The organism is Phenylobacterium sp., from assembly GCF_037968635.1.
GTDB lineage: Bacteria > Pseudomonadota > Alphaproteobacteria > Caulobacterales > Caulobacteraceae > Phenylobacterium.
Map to the genome: position 1 here is coordinate 20,354 of NZ_JBBKVV010000051.1, position 14,119 is coordinate 34,472.

17 protein-coding genes are annotated in these 14,119 nt (G+C 68.1%); 2 read left to right on the forward strand and 15 right to left on the reverse strand.

Annotation, left to right across the window (positions count from 1 at the left end; translation table 11 throughout):
• Nucleotides 1-28: 28 nt before the first annotated feature.
• The 7 genes from AAC997_RS05400 to rpmH form a co-directional block, all read right to left on the reverse strand.
• On the reverse strand, nucleotides 29-967 hold the full coding sequence (locus tag AAC997_RS05400) for a ribose-phosphate pyrophosphokinase (protein ID WP_340644664.1): 939 nt from the start codon (nucleotides 965-967) through the stop codon (nucleotides 29-31).
• Between the two features lie 42 nt (nucleotides 968-1,009).
• Nucleotides 1,010-1,768: a Crp/Fnr family transcriptional regulator gene (locus AAC997_RS05405; RefSeq protein WP_340644665.1), complete on the reverse strand. Its 759-nt coding sequence runs from the start codon at nucleotides 1,766-1,768 to the stop codon at nucleotides 1,010-1,012.
• Between the two features lie 87 nt (nucleotides 1,769-1,855).
• Nucleotides 1,856-2,998: an acyl-CoA dehydrogenase family protein gene (locus AAC997_RS05410; RefSeq protein WP_340644666.1), complete on the reverse strand. Its 1,143-nt coding sequence runs from the start codon at nucleotides 2,996-2,998 to the stop codon at nucleotides 1,856-1,858.
• Nucleotides 2,999-3,056: 58 nt separating this feature from the next.
• Nucleotides 3,057-3,737, reverse strand: coding sequence for a ribosome biogenesis GTP-binding protein YihA/YsxC (gene yihA / locus AAC997_RS05415; RefSeq protein ID WP_340644667.1), 681 nt, complete (start codon nucleotides 3,735-3,737; stop codon nucleotides 3,057-3,059).
• Complete coding sequence (gene yidC / locus AAC997_RS05420) at nucleotides 3,734-5,530, reverse strand: membrane protein insertase YidC (RefSeq protein WP_340644668.1); 1,797 nt, start codon at nucleotides 5,528-5,530, stop codon at nucleotides 3,734-3,736. The genes yihA and yidC overlap by 4 nt, the downstream gene beginning before the upstream one ends.
• Before the next feature lie 12 nt (nucleotides 5,531-5,542).
• Nucleotides 5,543-5,935 (reverse strand): ribonuclease P protein component, encoded by a 393-nt coding sequence (gene rnpA, locus AAC997_RS05425; protein ID WP_340644669.1) that lies wholly within the window; start codon nucleotides 5,933-5,935, stop codon nucleotides 5,543-5,545.
• A gap of 23 nt (nucleotides 5,936-5,958) precedes the next feature.
• Nucleotides 5,959-6,093, reverse strand: a complete 135-nt coding sequence (rpmH, locus tag AAC997_RS05430; RefSeq protein ID WP_215343146.1) for a 50S ribosomal protein L34 — start codon at nucleotides 6,091-6,093, stop codon at nucleotides 5,959-5,961.
• Between the two features lie 54 nt (nucleotides 6,094-6,147).
• On the opposite strand from rpmH, the gene AAC997_RS05435 reads away from it, so the two are divergent.
• Entirely contained in the window at nucleotides 6,148-6,867 is a 720-nt protein-coding gene (locus tag AAC997_RS05435) for a hypothetical protein (RefSeq protein WP_340644670.1), read from the forward strand.
• Between the two features lie 48 nt (nucleotides 6,868-6,915).
• Here the strand turns inward: AAC997_RS05435 and map are convergent, their stop codons facing one another.
• Both map and AAC997_RS05445 read right to left on the reverse strand, forming a co-directional pair.
• Nucleotides 6,916-7,662, reverse strand: coding sequence for a type I methionyl aminopeptidase (gene map / locus AAC997_RS05440; RefSeq protein WP_340644671.1), 747 nt, complete (start codon nucleotides 7,660-7,662; stop codon nucleotides 6,916-6,918).
• Nucleotides 7,659-7,988 carry a 1-deoxy-D-xylulose-5-phosphate synthase gene (locus AAC997_RS05445; protein ID WP_340644672.1) on the reverse strand — a complete coding sequence of 110 codons (330 nt, stop codon included), beginning with the start codon at nucleotides 7,986-7,988 and terminating at the stop codon, nucleotides 7,659-7,661. Before AAC997_RS05445 ends, map begins: the two co-directional genes overlap by 4 nt.
• Nucleotides 7,989-8,123: 135 nt before the next feature.
• On the opposite strand from AAC997_RS05445, the gene AAC997_RS05450 reads away from it, so the two are divergent.
• Entirely contained in the window at nucleotides 8,124-9,356 is a 1,233-nt protein-coding gene (locus AAC997_RS05450) for a hypothetical protein (RefSeq protein WP_340644673.1), read from the forward strand.
• Here AAC997_RS05450 and AAC997_RS05455 read toward each other — a convergent pair.
• From AAC997_RS05455 to AAC997_RS05480, 6 genes are all read right to left on the reverse strand, one after another.
• Nucleotides 9,353-10,336, reverse strand: coding sequence for an NADPH:quinone oxidoreductase family protein (locus AAC997_RS05455; protein ID WP_340644674.1), 984 nt, complete (start codon nucleotides 10,334-10,336; stop codon nucleotides 9,353-9,355). The two genes, AAC997_RS05450 and AAC997_RS05455, sit on opposite strands and share 4 nt — an antisense overlap.
• Nucleotides 10,336-11,382, reverse strand: coding sequence for an alpha/beta hydrolase (locus AAC997_RS05460; protein WP_340644675.1), 1,047 nt, complete (start codon nucleotides 11,380-11,382; stop codon nucleotides 10,336-10,338). Before AAC997_RS05460 ends, AAC997_RS05455 begins: the two co-directional genes overlap by 1 nt.
• Before the next feature lie 5 nt (nucleotides 11,383-11,387).
• The gene (locus tag AAC997_RS05465) at nucleotides 11,388-12,011 is read right to left on the reverse strand and encodes a TetR/AcrR family transcriptional regulator (protein WP_340644676.1); all 624 of its coding nucleotides are present in this window, start codon (nucleotides 12,009-12,011) and stop codon (nucleotides 11,388-11,390) included.
• An 80-nt stretch (nucleotides 12,012-12,091) separates the two neighbouring features.
• Nucleotides 12,092-12,502, reverse strand: coding sequence for a hypothetical protein (locus AAC997_RS05470; RefSeq protein WP_340644677.1), 411 nt, complete (start codon nucleotides 12,500-12,502; stop codon nucleotides 12,092-12,094).
• A 27-nt stretch (nucleotides 12,503-12,529) separates the two neighbouring features.
• Nucleotides 12,530-12,895, reverse strand: coding sequence for a hypothetical protein (locus AAC997_RS05475; protein WP_340644678.1), 366 nt, complete (start codon nucleotides 12,893-12,895; stop codon nucleotides 12,530-12,532).
• Nucleotides 12,896-12,953: 58 nt separating this feature from the next.
• A complete protein-coding gene (locus AAC997_RS05480; RefSeq protein WP_340644679.1) occupies nucleotides 12,954-13,865 on the reverse strand; it encodes an SDR family oxidoreductase in 912 nt (303 codons plus the stop codon).
• Nucleotides 13,866-14,119: the final 254 nt, after the last annotated feature.

The window sequence follows — 14,119 nt, forward strand, 5'->3', positions numbered from 1 at the left end:
ATTAGCCGACGAGAGCCCCCCTGTCACCTCAGGCGAAGAGGGCGCTCACTGACTCGCCGTTGTGAATGCGGCGGATGGCCTCGGCCAGGGCCGGCGCGACGGACAGCACCTTGAGACCCGAGGCGCGGTCCTTGTCGGAAATCGGGGCGGTGTTGGTGGTGACCAGTTCGTCCACGCCCGCCTGCGCCAGGATGCGCCGGGCCGCGTCGTCGGCGAACAGGCCGTGGGTGCAGGCCACCCGGATGGAGCGGACCTTCTCGCGGCGGAGGTGGGTGATCAACTCGATAACCGTGGTGCCCTTGGCGATCTCGTCGTCCAGCACGATGACGTCGCGGCCGGTGACCTCGCCGATGATGGCGCTGATCTCCACGCGGTCGCCGGAGAACCGTTGCTTGGCGGCGGCGGCGACCCCGGCCCCCAGCAGACGGGCGAAGGCCGCGGCCTCCTTGGCGTTGCCGAGGTCGGGCGAGACCACCACGGTGTTGGAGTGATCGTCGGCGGCGAAGTGTCGGGCCAGTTCCTGCAGGGCGTGCAGGTGGTCCACGGGCATGGAGAAGAAGCCGTGCACCTGGGGGGAGTGGAGGGTCATGGCCAGGACGCGTTGGGCGCCGGCCGTGGCCAGCAGGTCGGCCACCAGCTTGCCGCCGATGGAGATGCGCGGCGCATCCTTCTTGTCGGACCGGGCATAGGCGTAGTGCGGGATGACCGCCGTGATCCGGGCCGCCGACGCGCCGCGGGCCGCGTCCAGCATCAGCAGCAGCTCCACCAGGTGCTCCTGCACCGGGGCGACGATGGGCTGGATCAGGAAGACGTCGCGCTCGCGGCAGTTGGCCTCGAGCTGAACCTCGAGGCAGTCATTGGCGAACCGGGTCAGGCGGGAGGGCGAAAGGGGCACCTCCAGGTGCTCGCAGATTTCCCGCGCCAGATCGGGGTGCGCGCTGCCGCTGAAGATGGCGATATCACCCACGACTCATCTCCCGCTGCTGCGGGGTCCTATAGCCGAGGGGGGCTAGATGTCCACCTCGGGCAGAACTCGGGCGAAGTGGCCTTCGACGGCCTCGTAGCATTCACAGGTGACGCGCTCGAGGCCCTTGCGGTCGAGGATTTCCACCCTGCCACGCAGGGTCTTGATCAGGCCGCGCGCCGCCAGCGCCGAGGTGACCGCGGAGACCGTGGTCCGCTGGACCCCCAGCATTTCAGCCAGCGATTCCTGAGTCAGCTGGATGATGTGGTCGCCGGCCCGGTCGTGGGTGGCCAGCAGCCAGCGGGCGCAGCGCTCTTCCACCGAGTGCAGGGCGTTGCAGGCCACCCCCTGCATGATTTGGGCGAGCAGGGCGTCGGCGTAGCGTGAGAACAGGTCGCCGAAACGGGTGGAGCCCAGCTTGGCGGCCTCGAGATGGCTGGTGGAGATGGCGAAGGCCGAGCCGGGCGTCTGGACGACCGCGCGGCCGAAGGCGGGCTTGTGGCCGTCACTGACGATGCCGCCCACGGCGCCCTCGCGGCCGATGGTGGCGGCTTCGACCTCGCGGCCGTCGCGGGTGACGATCAGCAGCGAGACCATGGTGCGCAGGCATGGGAAAAAGGTGGTGTGGACATCGTCGCCGGGCTCGAACAGCACCTTGCCGCGCGGCAGGGCGATGACCTCCAGGTGCGGCTCCAGCACCTCGAAATCCCGCGCGCCGAGGGCGCCCAGCAACCGGTTCGACATCCTGGGGTGTGGCGCTCCCGGCTCGAGCTTCCGATCCAGCGCGCTTATGACCTTGTTCATCCGACAACTCCCCGAGTTCCGACCCCGGAACAACGCGGTGTGGCGCAAATGGCTCCGCTTGTTGGATAGCCGACAGAGCCCGTCGGCTCAGATCGAGCGGGCGACGACCTCCTTCATGATCTCCGAGGTGCCGCCATAGATCCGCTGCACGCGGGCGTCGCGCCACAGCCTGGCGATCGGATATTCGTTCATGTAACCGGCGCCGCCATGCAGCTGCAGGGCGGCGTCGCAGACCTCCCATTGCAGCTCGGTGTGGAACAGCTTGGCGGCCGAGGCCTCGGCGGCGGTGAGTTCGCCCTTCAGGTGGCGGGCCATGCACCAGTCCAGGTGGGCCCAGCCGGCCTGCAGCTTGGCTTTCAGACCCCCCAGGGTGAAGCGGGTGTTCTGGAAGTCGAAGATCGCCTGCTTGAAGGCCTTGCGCTCCTTGGTGAACTTCACCGCCTCGTCGAAGGCGCGTTGGGCGCCGGCCTGGCCGGCGATGGCGATCTGCAGCCGCTCCTGGGGCAGCTGGTTCATCAGGTAGGCGAAGCCGCGGCCTTCCTCGCCCAGGCAGTTGGTGATGGGGATGCGGACGTCCTCGAAGAACAGCTCGGAGGTGTCGGCGGAGTTCTGGCCGATCTTGTCGAGGTTGCGGCCGCGCTTGAACCCGGCCCGATCGGTCTCCACCAGGACCAGCGAGATACCCTTGGAGCCGGCGGTGGGATCGGTCTTGGCCACCACGAACACCAGGTCGGCGTTCTGGCCATTGGTGATGTAGGTCTTGGAGCCGGAGACGACATAGTGGTTTCCGTCCCGGATGGCGGTGGTGCGGATGCCCTGCAGGTCGGAGCCGGCGCCGGGCTCGGTCATGGCGATGGCGGTGATCACCTGCCCAGACACCATGCCGGGCAGCCACGTCTGCTTTTGCTCTTCGGAGCCGTAGTTGATCAGATAGTCCACCACGATGTCGGACTGCAGGGTGATGCCCGCGGTGGAGCCGGCATAGGAAAGCTCCTCGCCGATCACCGCGTTGTAGCGGTAGTCGAGGGCCAGGCCGCCGTATTCGGTGGGGACCTGGGGACAGAGGATGCCCGCCTCGCCGCAGGCCAGCCAGAAGGCGCGGTCGACGCAGCCTTCGTCCTCCCAGCGGTCGAGGTTGGGCGTCAGGTGGACCGCGTAGAACTTGCGGACCTGATCGCGGAACAGCTCGAGGTCTTCGTCATAGATGGCGCGGGTGGCGGTCTCGAGCATGTCCTGGGCTCCTCTTGGCGGGAATCCCAGCCATCTAGAGCCCTCACGCCAGGGGAGGCTAGTCCTGCGCTTCGGTGTCCGGCTCGTTGCGGGGCACGATCTCGCAGGTGGCGGCGATCTCGGCGCGCAGGTCCGGGATGCCGGTTCCCTTTTCCGAGGAGGTGGCCAGGACGCGCGGGAAGGCGGCGGGACGCTTGATGATGGCGGCCTGGGTCTTGGCCACCAGGGCGGCGACCTCGGCGGGCTTCATCTTGTCGGCCTTGGTCAGAATGATCTGGTAGGAGACCGCAGCCTTGTCGAAGGCGTCCATCGGCTCCTTGTCCACGTCCTTGAGGCCGTGACGGGCGTCGATCAGCAGGTAGGCGCGCTTGAGGTTGACCCGGCCCCGCAGGTAGTCGCGGCCGAGGTTCTGAAACTTCTTTGTCGTGACCTTGGAGGCTCTGGCCCAGCCGTAGCCGGGCAGGTCCACCAGACGGATCATGTCGTCGAGCACAAAGAAGTTCACCTCGCGGGTGCGGCCGGGCTCGTTGGAGGCTCGGGCCAGCTTCTTGTGTCCCACCAAGGCGTTGATCAACGAGGACTTGCCGACGTTGGAGCGACCGGCGAAGGCCACCTCGGGCATGTCGGCAGGCGGCAGGCCATCCACCGACACCGCGCCCATCAGGAAGCTGGCCTGGCGCGCGAACAGGATGCGCGCGGCCTCGATCTCTTCCTCGTCGAAGGTCCCGTCGGTCTTCACTCTTGCGCCTTGGGCTTGCCAGTGAACCGCGCGATCAGGTCGTCGATGGGGTTATCGACCTTGAAGCGGCGCATGATGATGTATTGCTGGCCGATCGTCAGCACGTTGGACCAGGTCCAGTAGATCAGCAGGCCCACGGCGAAGGGGGCCATGATGAAGGTGAAGATGATCGGCATGAACTGGAAGATCTTCTGCTGGATGGGATCCCCAACCGGCGGGTTCATCGAGGTGGTCAGCCACATGGTGACGCCATAGGCCAGCGCCAGGGCCCCGATATGCAGGGAGCCGTCCAGCAGGCCGCCGATCATGGGCGCCGCAGCCGGGTTCCAGGGGATGAGGCCAAACAGCGTCCAGATGGTGGAGGGGTCGCGGGCCGAGAGATCCTGAATCCAACCGAAGAAGGGCGCATGGCGCATCTCGATGGTGACCGTCAGCACCTTGTACAGGGCATAGAAGACCGGAATCTGCAGCAGCATGGGAAGACAGCCGGTGACCGGATTGATCTTCTCCTTCTGATAGAGCGCCATCAGCTCGGTCTGCTGCTTGGTGGGATCGTCCTTGAATTTCGCGCGCAGCGCCTCGATCTGGGGCTGCACCTTCTTCATCTTGGTGATCGACTCGTAGCTCTTGTTGGCCAACGGGAAGAACACGACCTTCACGGCCACGGTGAGCAGCAGGATGGCGATGCCGAAGTTGCCGACGTGGCTGTGGATGAACTCCAGGAACTGGAACAGCGGACGGGTGAAGAACCAGAACATGCCCCAGTCGACGGCCTGATCGAATTTCGGCACGCCGAGGGTGGTCTCATAGGCCTTCAGGACCGGCACGGTCTTGGCGCCGCCGAAGAAGCGCTGGGTCTCAGTGATCTGGCGGCCCGGATTGATCAGGCGGGCCGCGCCGACATAGTTGGCTTCAAAGATATCGACGCCGCCGCTGTTGGTGACCCGGAACTGGCTCTGGACAGCTTCCTTCTGGTTGGGAATCAGGGCGGCAAGCCAGTACTTGTCGGTGATGCCGGCCCAGCCCCCGGTAGTGGCGATTGTGGAGCCGCCGTCCTTCGCCCACTTCTTGAACTTGATCAGCCGGAGCTCTTCGCCCAGCCACCCGACCGCGCCCTCGTGGACGATGGAGTTCTTGCCGATGTCGAGCGGCAACCCCTGACGCTGGACCGAACCGTAAGGCGCCAGGGTCACCGGCGCCGCACCCGTGTTGGCCACCGTGTCGGACACGGTGAACATGAAGCGGTCGTCCACGGAAATGGTGCGGGTGAAGGTCAGGCCCGCGCCATTGGCGGTCTGCAGGGTGACCGGTGCGCCGGGCGCCAGGGTCGAGCCACCCGTCTGGGTCCAGACCGTGTCTGCGGTGGGCAGGCCGGGCACATTGGCGCCGGCCCAGCCGAACTCCGCGAACTGGGCGTGCTGGGCGCCTTCGGGGCGAAGAAGCTCCACGGGGGGAGAGTCCTTGGCCACCGTCTCGCGGTATTGCTTCAGATAGAGGTCGTCCAGACGTGCGCCGCGCAGGGCGATGGAGCCCGAAAGCGCCGGGGTCTCGATGCCCACCCGGGGGCTGGCCGCGGCGGCCTGCTGGCGCGAGACCAGGGCCTCGGCGGCGGTCGGCGGCGCCTTGGTCAGGTTCTGAGCCTGCATCTGGGCGGTTGCGGCCGGCGGGTTGCGGGCGAGTTCCGCATCGCGAGCCTTGGTGCGCGGGCCCATGACCAGGAACTGGTAGGCCAGCAGCAGCGCCATCGCCGAGACCACGAAGATGATCGTGTTGCGGTTCGAGTTGTCTTGCATTGGGGCGCGCGCTCAGACGGAAGGGGGAGAAGCGCGATCGGGCGCGCGGGTGTCGCTATCGGCGCCGAGGCTTATCAGCGCGCTTTTCACATCGTCAAGCAAACGCGCCCAGGGGCGCGTCGGCGCGCCGCCTCGGGCGATGAACACATAGTCGAATCCGGGCCTGCCCAGAGTGGGAACCAGGGCGCGCGCGGCCTCGCGCAGGCGCCGCTTGGCGCGGTTGCGCACCACGGCACCGCCGATCTTGCGGGTGGCGGTGAATCCGACGCGGACAAGGGTGCGATCATCGGCGCGATGATGGGCCTGGAGCACCACGGCGCCGCGGGCGCACGAAGGCGCCTTGGCCGCGGCCAGGAAATCGGGCCGGATCTTAAGATGTTCGATGGGAAAGACGGGGTCCGTCATGCGGACGCCCCAAGACCCTGATATTAGGCGGTCAGGCGCTTACGGCCCTTGGCGCGCCGACGGGCGATCACCTTCTGGCCGTTTTTGGTGGCCATACGCGAACGCCAGCCGTGCCGGCGTGCGCGCACGAGACGGGAGGGCTGAAAAGTGCGCTTCACAGGACTGGCTCCGGGTCGAAATCGAGCGGCGGGGAATAAGGGGTAGGGCTAGGGATGTCAACCGTTACCGGTCAAAGGTTTAGAGTCGATCACGTGGTGATCCGCACGCCGGGGCGCGACGCCCTGGTGGAGAAGGTCGCCAGGTTGTCGGCGCGGCCGGTGCTGGACGGCTATCGCCCGGGGGGTGAGGTTGTGTCCAGGGGGGTGCGCTTCGCCAATGGACCTTTCCTGGATGTCTTCGCCGAGGAGGCCGGTGCGCCCGCCCTGATCCTGCAAGGGCCAATCGGGAGCCTGGAGGCGGTGGCCACCGAACGCGACTGGGCGTTCCGCAGCCACCGGCGCGAGGCGATCACCGACCCCGCCGAGGACCAGCCGTGGTCGATGCTGATGTTCCGGCGCGGCCAGGGCCTGCTGACCCAGATCTCCGCCATAGAGTACGCCACCGACCCCGCCCCCTGGGCGCTGCCGGCCTTCTCGGGCCCGCTCTATCCGCCGGACGCGCCACCTGACCAGGGTGCGCGCCTGCGCCGGGTGTGGCTGGGGGCCCAGGACGTCAACCGCGCGGCGGGTGACTTGATCGCTCTGGGCTTCGTGGTGGCCGGGCCGGTGGCGTCGGACTTCACGCCGCACGCGGGCACCCTGTTCAGAGGCTCGCGCGCGGACCTGGTGCTGTTTTCGGGACCTGACGGGGTCGCGCGGATCGATATCGATGGACAGGAGCCTCAGCGCGTCGAGCTGACCCCCGACCTGGCGCTGGTCTGCGGCGAAGGCTGACGGCGGGACAGGGTGGCGACCCCCAGACGGCGGACCCTGGCGTACGCGTCAGGCGAGCGTCAGGATCACCGGCCCGCGGGACGTGGCCACCAGGGTGTGCTCGTACTGCACCGTGGGCTGCCGGCCCGGCGGGCGCAGGGTCCAGCCGTCGTCCAGTTCCTCGACCCAGTCGGCGCCGAGGGAGAGGAAGGGCTCGATGGTGAAGACCAGACCCTCGGTGATCCGGCGCTGGTCGTGCGGCTCGTACCAGGTGGGGATGTCGCCGGGCTCGTCGTGCAGGGAGCGGCCCACGCCGTGGGAGGCCAGGTTGCGCACCAGGCTGTAGCCGTTCTTGCGGGCGAAGCCCTCGATGGTGCGGCCGATCTCATTGAGCTTGCCGCCCGGCTTCACCGAGCGGATGCCGGTCCACATGGCGCGGCGGCCGTCGCGGCACAGGCGCTCGATCTTCTTGGCCGTCGGCGGCACGGAGAAGCTGGCGCCGGTGTCGCCGAAGAAGCCCTCGATCTCGGCGGAGACGTCGATGTTCACCAGGTCGCCGGCCTTGATCACCGTGTCGCCGGGAATGCCGTGGGCGCAGTCGGGGCCCACCGAGATGCAGGTGGCGCCAGGGAAGTCGTAGGTGACCTCCGGGGCCGAGCGTGCGCCCTCGCGCTCCAGCATGGCCCGGCCGAGCTGGTCCAGCTCGCGGGTGGTGATGCCGGGCTCCAGGGCCGCGCCCATGGCCGTGAGCGTGCGCGCCACAAGGCTGCCCGCCGCGCGGAGTTTCTCGAGTTCGTCTTCGCTGCCGATGGTCATGGCTTCTTTCCTGCTGGCGCCTTCAGTCCTCGGATCGCGTTCCAATACGCCTCGGCGACATCGTCATCCACGATCACCGGCTTTGATCCCGCATAAAGCCGGTCCTGGCCATCCTGCCGAGGTCCGGAAATCCAGAAGTGGTCGCCGGTTTCCTCGTCGAAGAAGTTGGCCTTGAAGCCCCGTCCACTCAGGCTTTTGAATGTCCGTCCGTCATATGTGAGGGAGCGTCCCGACTTGGAATAGAGGACACGTCCAATCCTGGCGGGTCCATCCAGGCCGCCGGACTTGTCCTCGATATACATGATCCGGGTTCGGTGCGCGCTCACGACGGGATTCTCAAGATTGATGTCGTTGAGCGTTGCTCAGAACCGGCGTCGGCCCAAGGGGTGACATTGCCGCGATGTAAGTTGTGACGCCACCGTCGTCGCCCCTAGGCTCGCGCCTTCCTGAGGGGGAAACACATGCGCACCCTGCTCCTGGCCCTGGCGGCCCTGACGCTCGTTACCACCGCCGTGGCCCAGACACCGCCGCCGGTGGACACCAAGGCCCTGCTGGCCGCCAACACCCGACCGTTCACCTATGCGGATGGCAAGCTGGCGGGGCCGGGTGCGGACTTCCTGTTCAGGCAGCTTGAGGACAGCCAGTTCTTGTTCCTGGGCGAGAGCCATCACGACCACGAGGTCCCGGTATTCGCCGGCGCCCTCTATGCCCGCCTGCGAGGGGATATCGGCTACCGCTATCTCGCCGTCGAGCAGGACCCGGTGGCCATCGAGGCCGTGAACAGCTATCGCGGCGACCTCGACAAGATCGTCGCCCTGGCCAAGCGCTATCCCACCCACATCGGCTTCTCGTCTGACCAGGACCTGGCCTTCCTGGCCCAGGCGTCGAAGAGCGCGAGGCCCGGCGACCCCACCGTGTGGGGCCTGGAGCAGGCCCAGGGCGTCGCGCCCTATCTGGAGGAGCTTTTGCCCCTGGCGCCCGATGCGGCGACACGGGCCACTGCGCAGGCGCTGCTCGAAGAGGTGCGGATCAAGGAGACCCGCGCCCACCAGGGCGCCTTCATCCATGACGACGCCACCACCCTGCCACGTCTGACCGCGCTGCAGGCCGCCTATGGCGCCAAGCCGGGCTCGCGGGCCGACGTGCTGCTGACCGGCCTGGTCACGACCGCGCGGATCTATTCCTACAACCGCCGCGCCAACGCCGGCGAACGGGTGGGCCTCTACAACAACACCGAGCGCGAGGCGCTCTTCAAGACCACCTTCATGGGCCACTATCGGCAGGTGGCGCGGGGCAAGGACCTGCCCAAGGTGATGTTCAAGTTCGGCAGCTGGCACGGCTATCGCGGCCGCAGCCCCGGCGGCGCCTTCACCATCGCCAACTTCGCCCACGAGTTCGCGATCTCCAACGGCAAGGAAGCCTACGGGATCGTGGTGGTTCCCACCGGCGGCTATGAGGCCGACGTCACCGAGGAGGGGCCATGGATGAAGGCCCTGTTCCCCGACGGGCCGCCCCAGCAGCCGGTGATCCTGGACCTGCGGGCGATCCAGCCCTGGTCGCGGGTGTTCGCAAACCAGGTCCCCGCCGATCAGCAGGCGGCTCTGCGCGACTACATCTTCGCCCATGACGCGGTCGTGGTGTTGCCGGGAAGCGCCAAGGCCACCTGGGACCTGACCGGGTTCCCCGTGCCCTAGAGGTCCGGCCGGACGATGGTCTTGCCGACGACCTTGCGGTTGGCGAGGCTTTCGAAGGCGGTGCGCCAGTCCGACAGCGGGTACTCATGGTCGACCCGAGGATGCATCTTGCCTTCGTTGGCGAGCGCCCAGATGGCGGCGGAATTCTCCCGGCCCTTCTCGGGGAACTGGCGGCCGTATTCGCCGGCCCGGACGCCCATCACCGAGAAGCCCTTGATCAGCGCCATGTTGACCGGCAGCACCGGCAGGCGGCCGGAGGTGAAGCCGATGGAGAGGATGCGGCCGTTGAAGGCGATGCAGCGGACGCTCTCGTCGAAGACGTCGCCGCCGACGGGGTCATAGATCACGTCGGCCCCGCGGCCGCCGGTGATCTCCTTGACCCGCTCCCTGAATCCGCCGGTGACGTTCACGATGGCGTCCGGCGCATATTCCTTCTGGATGATGGCCAGCTTCTCGTCCGAGGCGGAGGCTGCGATCACCTTGCAGCCAAGATGCTTGGCCATGTCGACAGCGGCCAGGCCCACGCCACCGGCGGCGCCATGCACCAGCACCCATTCGCCCGCCTCCACCTGGGCGCGGCGCACCAGGGAGACATAGGCGGTGAGATAGGCCGTCGCGTAGCCGGCGGCCTGGCTGAAGGAGAGGTTGGCGGGCTTGGGCCGCAGGATGGCGGCGGGCGTCACGGCATATTCGGAGAAGCCGCCGATGCGCGCGCCGCCCACCACGGCGTCGCCGATCTGGAACTGGGTGACCCCCTCGCCCAGGGCCTCCACCTCACCGGCGATCTCCATGCCGGGGATGAAGGGCAGGGCGGGCTTGTGCTGGTACTCGCCCTTGGTCTGCAGCAGGTCGGGGAAGTTGACCGCAGCGGCCTTGACCCGAATTCGCACCTCGCCGGGCCTGGGCTCGGGGGTCTCGATGTCCTTCAGCACGCAGCCGCCGTAGTCGGCGGCCAGTTCTTCGACGACCAGGGCGCGCATCAGTGAATTCGTCCTTCCAGGCCTTCACGCACCAGGCCGGCGATCTCGCGGCAGGCGACGTCGGCGCAGGGGACCGCGCCGGTGAAGGCGGTGAAGCCGTGGGCCAGGCTGTCATAGCAGCGGTAGGCGGTGGGGACGCCGGCGTCGCGCAGGCGCCTAGCATAGGCCTCGCCCTGGTCCACCAGGGGATCGAAGCCAGCGGTGATCACCACGGCGGGCGCCAACCCTGTGAGGTCGGCCGTGCGAACGGGCGACAGGCGCGGATCGGCGGGGTCGGCCTCCGGGCCCATATAGTGGCCCATGAACCAGTCCATCACCGCCCGGCTGAGCGGGAAGCTTTCAGCATAGGTGGTCATCGAGGCGGTTTCGCTGGCCACATCGGTGCAGGGATAGATGAGGAGCTGCAGGTCGGGCTGGGCCTCGCCGGCGCGTTTCAGCTCCTGGGCGATGATGGCCGCGAAATTGCCGCCCATCGAGTCGCCGCCGATGGCCGCGCGGCCTGTGGGGGCGCCGAAGCGGGCCGCGTTGTCCCGGCCCCAGCGATAGGCCACCAGCACGTCTTCCAGTCCTGCCGGGAAGCGGTGCTCGGGGGCCAGGCGATAGGCCACCGACAGCACCGGGCAGCGGGCGATCTTGGCGAGAATTCCGCAGAAGGCGTCGCAGGTTTCCAGGTCGCCGATCACGCCCCCACCGAAGTGGGCGAAAACCATCAGGGGGGCGGTCGGATCCTGCCCCTCGGGGCGGTAGAGGCGGGCGGGGATGGCTTCGCCGCCGCTCGGGATGCTGACGGACTCGGTGCGCACGCCGGGCTCGGGTGAGCCGCTGAGCGCCGCGAGGCCCTGGGTGTTGGCCCGCCGGGCCTCCTCCGGGCTCATGGTGGTCATGGCCGGCGCCCGAGCCGCGCCGGCGGCCAGGAACTGCAGCCGGGGATCAAGGGTGCGGCCGCCGCGATAGACCACCCCGCCGCCCGAGAGCAGGCGCAGCAGAGGCGAGGGCAGGGACAGCAGGGTTCGGACGATGAACCGTTGGGTGGCGACTGCGGGCATCGCGCCTAGACTCCGGTCTTGGGCAGACCTTTCACGCCCCCCTGGATCAGGGCCACCACGAAGTCGGCGGCGCCCTTGGTGTCGACGGGACGCCGCTGGAGCATCTTCTCGCCGACCTCGCGGGCGATGGCGATGCAGGCGGCGGCCAGGTAGTCGGGATCGGCGCCGGGGGCGCCGCCGCGGGCGATCTCGTCGACGATGGCCTGGCGGACTTCGTTGAAGACCGCAGTCATCTCCGGGGTCTCACCGTGCACATGGGGGAAGGGCTCATCGGGCGGACGCCGGGCCAGCCAGCTTTTGTGCTCGTCAGCCAGGAAGCTGAAATAGGCCTCGATGGCGGCGCGGACGAAGCTTTCCCAGTCGGCCGACTGGGCGCGCTGGGCTTTCAACAACGGTGTGAAACGCCGGGCGCCTTCGTCGGAGAGGGCGACATAGACCTCATCCTTGGAGCGGTAATAGTTGTAGAAGGTGCCCGCCGCGAGGCCGGTGCGGCGGATGATGTCGCGGACGGTGCAGGCCTCGTAGCCCAGCTCCCCGAACACTTCACGCGCGGCGTCCAGAATGGCCTGGCGGTTCTGGACCTTGGTCTGCTCGCGCTTGCCGACCGGGAGATAAGCGACCTGGGACATCTCTTCCTGATTCAAAACCTGACGGGCGTCATACTAGACACTCGAAACCCGGATCGCCAACCGCGACGCGTGGCGGGCGATCAGGCGGGCCTGGCGGCTTCCCAGGTGAGGATGGCGGTGGAGCCGCCGCTCGCCTCCGGCAGCGCCTGTATGCGCATCGTGCGGTCGCCGTTCATGGCCGAGAAAACCATGGACCCGCCCTGATCGACGTCCATGCCGGTGGTCAGCCCCGCGGCGGTCGCCTTGCTCCTGTACAGGGCCACCACGACGGCGGGCGCATCGGAGCTGGTGAAGCCCACCGCCCCGCCGATCCTGCCCGGAGCCGCGTCGCCCTGAGTGCAGAGGGTGACCTTGCCGCCCGGATAAAGCGGGGCGTAGTCGGGCAGGCCGATGCAGGGGATCGGCGCGGCGGCTGTCGTGGTTTCAGCGGCGGGCTTGGGGCCGCAGGCGGCGAGGGCCAACAGGACGGCGGCGGCGATCAGGGACTTCATGGGGGCTCTCCGTAGGCGCCCAGGATGTCAGCCCCCGGCGAGGCTCGCAACGCCCGGCGCGTCACAGGACGCCCGGCACTGGCCCCAGGTCGGGGCGCAGTCGTCACTGCCGTCGCCGGCCAGACAGAAGTAGTAGGACTGGGCGCAGGAGAGCCGGCATTTCCCGGCGTCGCCCGCCACGGGGACGTCAGAGAGCGACCGGAGCGGAATGAAGCTCTGAGCCAAGGTCGCCGCGGCCGTCGCCGCCACGGAACTTGCTTCGCCGGCGACGGCCGGAGACTCCACTGTCTGTGAACCCCGCAAGGTCGGCGTCGCGATCGGGGACGCCTGCTGGGCGCCCGCTGGACTGGCCAGGGCCAGGGTCAGGACGAGGAGGGCGAGGAGGTGACGCATGGCCCATCCTCGCCCACGGCCCTTAAGACCTGGTTAACCATAAGGCGGCCGCGGGGGGTCAGACCGTCCGGGCGGCGCGATCCTTGGCGTTGGTCGCCTGAATGGACTCCTTGGCCTGGGTCCACTGATCGTCGGTCCAGGCCCGCAGACCGGAGAAGTTGCCACCTGAGGCCTGCCAGGCGGCGCCGTCGATGGCGATGGTCTGGCCGTTCACATAGGCCGACAGCGGGTGCAGCAGGTAGACCGCCAGATTGGCCAGTTCGCGCATCTCGCCGACCCGGCCCATGGGGTTGCCCGTGCGGCTGACCTCCCCGTCATTGCGCTGTTCGCCGGGATTGAGCCGGGCGCTCATCCCCTCGGTGGGGAAGGGGCCGGGCGCGATATTGTTGAAGCGGATGCCATAGGGGCCCCATTCCACGGCCAGGGACTGGCTCATGGTGGCCAAGCCGGCCTTGGACATGGCCGAGGGCACGGTGAAGGGGCCGCCGTTCCAGATCCAGGTGGTGAGGATGGAGACCACCGAGGCCTTCTTCCCCTCCTCGATCCAGCGCTTGCCGGCGTCGAGGGTGACGAAGAACGAGCCGCGGAAGACGATATTGGCGATGGCGTCGAAGCCGCGGGGCGACAGGTCCTGGGTGCGGCTGATGAAATTTCCTGCGGCGTTGTTGATCAGGCCGGTCAGCGCCCCGCCGTCGGACCAGATCGTGTCCATCATTTCGGTGATGGCCTCCGGTACGCGGATGTCGCAGGCGATACCGACGACCTTGCCGCCATGGGCCTCCATCAGGTCCCTGGCCGTGGCCTCCACGATCCCGCCGCGCCGGCCGCAGATATAGACCTCGGCGCCCAGGATCAGGCAGGCCTCGGCCATCACCTTGCCCAGCCCCGTGCCGCCGCCGGTGATCAGGATTCGCTCGCCCTTCATCAGGCCGGGACGGAACATCAGGTCGTCTTGGGTCAGTTCGGCCATGGCGGCGCGCCTCCTCATCGTTGGGGGAAGTGCGCGCCGCTGACGCCGGGTCGGTCAAATGAAAAGGGGGACCGCCTTGCAGCGGTCCCCCTTCAGACGCCCCTTTGGAACTCAGAAGTTTTTAGAACTCTTCCCAGGTGTCTTCGTCGGCCTGGGGCTTGTGGGCGAGCGCGGTGGCGCCGCGGCTGACCGGCGCATGGTGCTGGGTGGTCTGGGGCCGATGGGCCGGCGCGTGGCGGGCTGGCGCGGCGGCC